The sequence below is a fragment of the Ruminiclostridium cellobioparum subsp. termitidis CT1112 genome, assembly GCF_000350485.1.
GTDB lineage: Bacteria > Bacillota > Clostridia > Acetivibrionales > DSM-1351 > Ruminiclostridium > Ruminiclostridium termitidis.
The window spans coordinates 163041-169783 of record NZ_AORV01000054.1; the positions used below are offsets into that span (position 1 = coordinate 163041).

The following is a 6743-nucleotide window of genomic DNA, read 5'->3' on the forward strand; positions in this document are numbered from 1 at the left end:
CCGATTCCTCCAATTGTAAAAGATCAATCACAGCTGCATCTCTGACGTACAAATAAACAATATCAGTTTTTTCCAATACAGTCAATTACAAAAATGTAAACGCAATTAAGACTCTTTAATTAATTTACAGATAAATATTTCCAGCAGGTTTCTAAACCCTGATTTATTTTAGCAATTGGTCTATATCAGTTTTTGCAAGATGTGTTGTAGTTATTCCCATACTGGCCAGCAAAGCATGATCAAAAATAACCATTTTGGAAATTTTTAATTTTTCTTCCTCGTCAAGATCCACAAAAGCAGACAGATTACTCTCTGAATTTTCAAAAGGTAAGTAATACCTGATACCAACTTCAGGTATTACTTTTTTAAATTCGGGATCGCACCATATTTCATTGGGAATCAGTGCATATATTTCATAACCGTCCACTTTTCTGCCTTCAAGAGCGATGGACAATACCCTTCGTTTTTCATTATCCGTAATCTTTTTGCTTATGAACTGTATGCCGAAATTCTGAAGTTCTTCTCTGAATTTCGACGCCAGCACCATTTTATCATTTGTCCCCATATTGAGCAGGGTGCTGTTCAGCTCCAGAAACAAAAATGTCTCTGCCTTCAGCGCTGAGATGATTTGATAACTTACCTCCGACTTATCCAGCTTTTTTCCTGAATAGATCAGTGAGAAGCTTGATACATCGGAATTATTTTTATTTGTTATATTTGACAGCTTCAGCTTTATCTGCTTATCCATACGGTCTGCTCCTTTTCCCACCATTTATGCTGTTACAATTGATTACATTATATACTTACTGTACTTATTTGTGAACAAAAAAGGCCGCCCATAAGAATAATTTTTTTCTTGTGAGCCGCCTTTAACTGCTGTAATAAGATGTTTATTATTTGCCCAATCTGGCTTCAAGCTGCTTTTTCTGCTCTTCATATCCCGGTTTTCCCAGAAGTGCGAACATGTTTTTCTTATAAGCTTCCACACCCGGTTGGTCAAATGGGTTGACTGCCAGCAGATATCCGCTTATACCGCACGCTTTTTCAAAGAAATATACCAGGTTTCCGAAATAGTATTCATTTAGCTCAGGTACATTAATAACGAAATTCGGTACACCTCCGTCGGTATGGGCCAGTAGGGTTCCTTCAAAGGCCTTGTTGTTCACGAAGTCCATTTCCTTGCCTGCAAGGAAATTCAAACCGTCAATATTGTCCTTGTCCTCTTTGATTGTAATGCTTTTCTTTGCTTTTCCCACATGTATTACCGTCTCAAACAGATTTCTGAGGCCATCCTGTATATACTGGCCCATTGAGTGCAGATCTGTCGTAAAATCAACACCTGCGGGGAAAATTCCCTTTTGGTCCTTTCCTTCACTTTCCCCATAAAGCTGTTTCCACCATTCTGTAAAAAAGTGAAGTGACGGTTCGTAGTTAACCATAATTTCCGTAGTCTTGTTTTTATTGTAAAGAGCATTTCTTGCTGCTGCATATCTATAGCAGTCGTTGTTCCTGAAATCCACATTGCTGTATAGCTTGCAGGCATCGGCAGCACCCTGCATGATTTTGTCAATGTCGGCTCCGCATACTGCAATTGGTAAAAGACCTACAGCCGTCAAAACTGAAAATCTTCCGCCAACATCGTCCGGAATAACAAAGGATTCATAACCTTCTTCGTCGGCCAGCTTCTTCAAAGCTCCCCTGGCCTTGTCGGTTGTGGCATATATTCTCTTCCGGGCTTCCTGCCTGCCATATTTATTCTCCATGTATTCCCTGAAAATTCTGAACGCGACTGCCGGTTCGGTGGTGGTGCCTGATTTGGATATGACATTTACCGACACTTCCTTGCCTTCAATGAGCTCCAATAAATCTGTCACGTAAGTCGAACTGATATTGTTTCCCACAAAATATATTTCAGGAGTTTTGCGCCTGCTCTTTGGCAGCATATTGTAGAAGGAATGCGAAAGCATTTCGATTGCTGCTCTTGCACCAAGGTATGATCCACCTATACCTATAACTATAAGTACATCTGAATCCGCTTTGATTTTCTCAGCCGACTGCTTTATTCTGGCGAACTCCTCCCTGTCATAATTCAGAGGCAGGTCTACCCAGCCTAAAAAGTCATTGCCGGGGCCGGTTTTACTGTGTAGCATCTCATGAGCCTGTTTTACAAAACCTTCAAAATAATTGATTTCATATTCACTCAAAAAACTTGAAGCTTTTGAGCTGTCAAAAGTTATTTTTTCCATCAAATTGCCCTCCCGTATTACAAATCCATAATTTTTTCATTATTGCCGTTTCTGCATTGGAAAATTTTTATCTTTTCTAGTATACCAAATGAATTTTCTAATTAAAAGTTTTATTCCAATTTTTATACATTTTTAAAAGTGCTTTATCAATCTTTTATCATTTTGACCCAATTATCGAAATATTTACAAGGTGTCAAAATCCTTTTTTGTTGCAGAATATTATCAGGAACATTTTTTAACCGACTTTAATATTTGTTCCTGAATAACTTCCTTAATTAATATTGACCAAAAAAGGAGAATTATTATGTCAAGACCAAAGACACCACTTGTTCCAGATAGCAGAGATGCATTAAACAAATTCAAGATGGAATGTGCTGCAGAAATAGGCAGAACTCAATTCACAAAAGAAAACAACGACCATTATAAAGGTGATCTTACAGCTAAGCAAAATGGCTCGGAAGGCGGTCCTATCGGCGGACAAATGACCAAAAAAATGGTTGAATTTTACGAAAACAGCGTTAAAAAATAAATAAGCAGTATCTGCTATTAATGTTCTCATTCCAGAAATCAAACGGGGTGAATTAGTTATATCACTCCCTACCTGCGGTAGAAGGGCTGCGTAATAACGCAGCCCTTCTACCGCAAAGCTTATTCAACTTGCCGCTACATATGTATTTTGCCATATACCTCTTTGAGGACGTTTAAGACCTCTGTCAGGGTATGCAGTACTTTTATTAATCCTTTAAACAGCAGGTTCTGCTTGCATTAACAGTATTTCTGGTGGATTTATTAATTCATCTGCTAATATTATTCTCGATTTAGGACAGTCATTTTGTACAAATACAAATTCATAGACATCTAACTTATCCTTACCATTTGGTATTATGTTAAATACTAGTTCGTATATTCCAGAAGGAATATCAACTATAATTGCATCTGTTATACTAGCAATTTCAACTCCACATTCTTCAACCTCAAAAGGAACAACTATTGTTCTTATAGAACCATCTGAATATTAACACTTCATTTTGCATACTAATATTAATATAGCACTAATATCTAATATTTTAAGTATTCCTCTTCAATGTTATCATATACTTTATTAGCAATATTTCTAAGAAATCCACTAAAAGTTTTACAAACTTCTGGCAGGCATTCCTTTATCAATTCATAAGAAAGCATTATTGGTTCATCAGCATCATACCTTTGCGAAACTGCATCAGGTACATTGACTATTTCAACTCCACTTAAATCCTCGTTATGGGAACAAAATGTATAATCACAAATAATTACTCTTGGCTCCCCACCACTTGTTTCATTCAAATCTAGACATATTGCATTTCCTCCAATAGTTGTTGCAAAAGTAATAACTCCATATTTAATTAAATACATTCCTGGTGCAGCACTAGAATTCTCTTCCTTTATAGCGTTTAACCCCAATAGGTTTATTCCCCCATTGAGTATAGGCAGTCTTTTAGGTTCAAAATTCCGGTAAAAATTAATTATAACTTCTGGCACAGTAACATTTTTTAAATAATTCAACTCAAATTCTTGATAATAACTTGACCAACTGGCATATGTTTCAAATAATTCAGAAATATATTTCAAATCCTCTCTTTGTGCAAATCCAAAAGCGGTATCAACTTCATTTTTACTTATACCCTCATTAATTAAGTTTAATTTAATCGTATTCACTATTTCATTAATATCTTTCATACAAACATTCCTCCTCTGAGGTCAAATAGATTACGTAAAAAATATTTCTCAAAATAATAACATTCTTAGCTATCAAATAAAATCTTTTACTTGTATGGAATACCCAACGGGCTAATATATTTATCATAAACCGCTTTAGCCCAGCTATTCTGTCCCATTCCTTCATAAACAACCCTATGTGCCTGCCATACTTGCTCAGGAGTAGCGCTACTTACTGCTCCCCTTTGTGTACTTGAATCTGTGATTGTTTTTAATTGTTTTTCAATCGCATCATTTATATTCTTTCCTTCAGCAATCAGTTTTTCCCCACCTGAACCTCTATGCCATTTAGGAGTTAATGCTACAGAAATAATTTCACCTTGTTGTACTCCAAATTTACCAGCAAATTGTTTAGCTAAAAGATGGTGTGCTTCAAATCCAGCATTACTACCAGAAAGACCCGCCTGTTTAATCATGGAATGTAGTTCATCATAAGAGTAATAAGTTGACGGGTTACTCCTCAATCTTTCAGCTAAATCATTAGCTTTACTTTCTCCAGCCAAACCCTCTTTATCATTACTTTTTCCCTTAGAACCATCTTTACCCTTATCCCCGGAAGCAACAGTTTCTACGGTATCAGCCAGTTCACCTACATTAGAAGTAGCATTTCTTTCATTCTTTGTATCCTGTGTTTTCTTTAAGTCATTATTTACTTCTCCATTATTTGGTATTTTTCCTGCTTGAATTTGATCTTCCAATGTTTTTTCATCACTGGCCATCATAACCACATTTCTGTTTTCGCCTTTTTCCACCCACAGTTCATGGGTTTCGTTGCCCAGCTTGAATTTGACCTTCGGAGTGAGCATTTTCCTTATGGCGCCTGTTATTTTGGCTGCTCCGGCTGCCAGTATCTGCATTCCAAGCTTCTTAAGGTTTATCAGGCCTAGTGTCATGAGATTGTTATGTATGCCGCTCCTGACGGTTCCGAAGATGTCTCCTCCGCCTTCTGCTTTGCTGCCTCCCTGGGCCTGTCCGGTTTCCTTGCCGCCTGCTTTGCTTTCGTTTTTGCTCTGGCCGCCTATTCCCATGGCTGTCATCAGTTTGGCTCCGCTGCCCATGCTGGATAAGGTTGTTTTCTCGGCACTGTCCACCATTCCTGTTGTCTGGTCCGTGACCTGGTCTATCATTCCTCCCACTGTTTTTACAGGGCCCTCCAGGGGTTTCATTATGCCCTGTACCGGACCTGAGCCTGCTATTTTGTCCAGTATCTTGTCGGCATAGGGTATGTATTGTCTGATCAGTTCTACTATGGATTTGCCGGCTATTGCCTCTATTCCTTTGAATACAGCTTTTATCAGGGCTGAGGGCGGATGTGTGATGATGAAGTTCAGCACCATGTCCACTGCCTTGTTGGCTATGGTTTTTATGAGCTGGGCAGGCTGTCCCAGCAGCGTTACTTTTTCCTTGATGCTTCCCGAGATTTCTTTTACTTTGGTTTTTATGCTGCCAAAGAAGTTTCCTACTGCCTCTTTTAGTTTTTCTGCTCCTTCGCTGAGGGCTTGTGCGGGATTCCCCACTTTTTCTATTACTGTCACTATTCCTGCATATATTGCGCTGAAGTTTTCAAACCAGGGCTTTGCCACTATGTTTATGACCCCCAGTATTTTGTTCAGTCCTCCTGCTATTTTGTCATATATTCCTTTTAGAACGTTCAAGACTTTTGTCAAGGCATGCAGTACTTTTATGAGTCCTTTTTCTTCACGGCCTGCTGCCGGTTCTTTTTCCTCTTCTTCCTTGGGCTCCTGGGGCAAGCCTCTCAGCTGTCCGAACAGGCCTTTTACAAGGTAGCCTCCTATTCCCGCTATGCTAAGTATTTGCTTTACATCCGACAACTTTATGCTTCTGATTGTGTTGACAATGTTTAATACCGAGCCTACCTGTTTTAATAGCTGGGGCAGTGTTGTTGTGAGCCAGGTTACTATCTGTACTACTACACTCCCTCCGCCTGTTGCAACTGCTGCCGCTATTTCTGCTGCTATCTGGGCACCTTCGAGTACTACACTGAACACTTTCTTAAAGTCCATGCTCAGGAATTTCTTTATTCCCGACATTACTGCCTTGTACAGCTTCTGTATCCCGGTGAACATGCCGTCCACTGTTTTTGCCATGAAGTCCAGTGCTGCCGTGACTCCCTTTTTCAGCTTGTCTGCGGCTGCATTTACTATTTTTGTGGCCTTGTTTACTGCGTTGTCTATAAAACCGCATATTTTTTTGGATATGCCGGGGAATCTGGCAAATACTTTTTTCACAAGTCCTTTCAGTACGGTTCCAAGTCCTTTGATTGCGCCTGCTATAAGCTTTCTGCCTGCTTCTATCAGTCCCAGTGCCGCCTGTTTTGCTTTTTCGAATATGATTTTTACTGCCTGGCGCAGCTTGTCAAATACAAAGCTTACTGCTTTCTTTACGATGTCCACCGCTTTTTCTACTTTGTCCTTGGCCCAATCCCAGGCTTTTTCCAGTATATTCTTTTTGTGCTCTTTTTCGCCTTCCTTTTTCTTTTCTTCGGCTTCCTTTTTTGCTGTTTTACACTCCTTGTCGGCATCCTTTTCTGCCTGGGACATTGCCTTTTTGACTTGGCCCTCTTTTTCTTCTTTTATCTGTCCTACTTCTTTTTTCTTTTTGTCTGCCTCGGTGCTTGCTTCTTTGTCATATTCGGAGGTTGCTGTGTTTACTTCTGTCCTCCACTGTTTTCTATAGCCTTCCACCTCTGCTTTTGCACTGGCCTGCTCCTTGAGCTGGGTA

General features: G+C 39.3%; 5 protein-coding genes and 1 pseudogene. 1 reads left to right on the top strand and 5 read right to left on the bottom strand.

Annotation, left to right across the window (positions count from 1 at the left end; translation table 11 throughout):
• Positions 1-163: 163 nt before the first annotated feature.
• Together CTER_RS19435 and CTER_RS19440 are read right to left on the bottom strand one after the other, a co-directional pair.
• Positions 164-748 carry a hypothetical protein gene (locus CTER_RS19435; protein ID WP_004628296.1) on the bottom strand — a complete coding sequence of 195 codons (585 nt, stop codon included), beginning with the start codon at positions 746-748 and terminating at the stop codon, positions 164-166.
• 145 nt (positions 749-893) lie between these two features.
• On the bottom strand, positions 894-2249 hold the full coding sequence (locus tag CTER_RS19440; RefSeq protein ID WP_479725117.1) for a glucose-6-phosphate isomerase: 1356 nt from the start codon (positions 2247-2249) through the stop codon (positions 894-896).
• A 301-nt stretch (positions 2250-2550) separates the two neighbouring features.
• On the opposite strand from CTER_RS19440, the gene CTER_RS19445 reads away from it, so the two are divergent.
• Positions 2551-2775, top strand: coding sequence for an alpha/beta-type small acid-soluble spore protein (locus CTER_RS19445; RefSeq protein ID WP_004628347.1), 225 nt, complete (start codon positions 2551-2553; stop codon positions 2773-2775).
• A gap of 213 nt (positions 2776-2988) precedes the next feature.
• Here CTER_RS19445 and comJ read toward each other — a convergent pair whose 3' ends face one another.
• The 3 genes and pseudogenes from comJ to CTER_RS28910 form a co-directional block, all read right to left on the bottom strand.
• Complete coding sequence (comJ, locus tag CTER_RS29300; protein ID WP_117387257.1) at positions 2989-3246, bottom strand: competence protein ComJ; 258 nt, start codon at positions 3244-3246, stop codon at positions 2989-2991.
• Positions 3247-3305: 59 nt separating this feature from the next.
• The gene (locus CTER_RS19450) at positions 3306-3962 is read right to left on the bottom strand and encodes an SMI1/KNR4 family protein (RefSeq protein WP_004628472.1); all 657 of its coding nucleotides are present in this window, start codon (positions 3960-3962) and stop codon (positions 3306-3308) included.
• An 86-nt stretch (positions 3963-4048) separates the two neighbouring features.
• Positions 4049-6743: pseudogene (locus tag CTER_RS28910) on the bottom strand (hypothetical protein); the annotation flags it as partial.